We start from the raw sequence: 443 nt of genomic DNA on the forward strand, positions 1-443 counted from the left end.
CCGACGGCTTCGCTGGCCGACCCGGCCCCGATTACCAACGACGCCACCGTCAACGTGGGCAACCTCGAGGAGAACGCGACCTGGGAGTACTCGCTCGATGGCGGCACCACCTGGCTCGTGGGTGAAGGCACCGCGTTCGAGCTGCCGGAAGGCACCTACGATGTCGGTGACGTGCAGGTCCGCCAGACCGATGCGGCGGGCAACATCAGCGCGCCGGTGCGCCTCGGCGCGGTCGAAATCGATGTGACGCCGCCGGCGGCACCCACACTTGAACTGCTCAACGACACCGGCGAGGTGGGCGACGGCATCACCGCCGACGGCACCCTGCTGGTCGGCGACCTCGAACCCGGCGCGCTCTGGGAGTACTCGCTCGACGGCGGCACCACCTGGCAGAGCGGTCTGGGAGACCGCTTCGTGCTGCCCGAAGCCGACTACGCGGACGG

The 443-nt window shown here is 69.8% G+C and carries 1 protein-coding gene; it reads left to right on the plus strand.

The features are described from left to right. On the plus strand, nt 1–443 hold a 443-nt coding region (locus ACGK9R_RS17195; protein ID WP_394583549.1), incomplete at both ends, for a hypothetical protein.

Source organism: Halomonas sp. HNIBRBA4712, from assembly GCF_043558675.1.
Lineage (GTDB): Bacteria > Pseudomonadota > Gammaproteobacteria > Pseudomonadales > Halomonadaceae > Vreelandella.